The organism is Paracoccus sp. SSK6, from assembly GCF_039770665.1.
Taxonomy (GTDB): Bacteria; Pseudomonadota; Alphaproteobacteria; order Rhodobacterales; family Rhodobacteraceae; genus Paracoccus.
This window is the reverse complement of sequence record NZ_JBDPNJ010000111.1, coordinates 1-441: the sequence shown is the minus strand read 5'-3', so window position 1 is coordinate 441 and position 441 is coordinate 1. Positions and strand designations below refer to the sequence as shown.

Here is a 441-nt window from a genome sequence, read left to right as displayed (position 1 = left end):
CCGCAGCGTGGCGAATTCCTCGGGAAGCTCCCAGCCGTGCAACGGCGCGGCCTGGTCGAGTGCGTTGATCTTTTGCTCCAGCAGCGGCAGGTAGTGGATCGGATCGAAGATGAATTCGTCGCGGTCCCAGCATCGGGGATGGTGGGCAATGACCTCGCCCCGACAGCCGATCACCACGTCGTGGACATAAGCCCGGATCCAGACATCCTGATGACCATAGGCGACCGGCACCGAATAGTCGTTGGTCTTGTAGCGCACCAGACACTGGGACGAGACGCGGCCAGTGTCCTGGTCGCAGGCATCGAAGGGCGCGATCGGGAGAGGGCGCATGGCAGCCAGATCGCGTTGCAGCCGCTCGCCGATCGTTTCGCTTTCGCCGCGCAGGACATCGTGCTGGCGCTTGCGGCATTGCTCTTCCAGCCAGAGGTTGAACGCCTCCCA

At 63.5% G+C, this 441-nt stretch carries 1 pseudogene; it reads right to left on the bottom strand.

Annotated elements, in window-relative coordinates:
- A pseudogene (locus tag AAIL68_RS17620) lies at positions 1-441 on the bottom strand (IS21 family transposase); the annotation flags it as partial.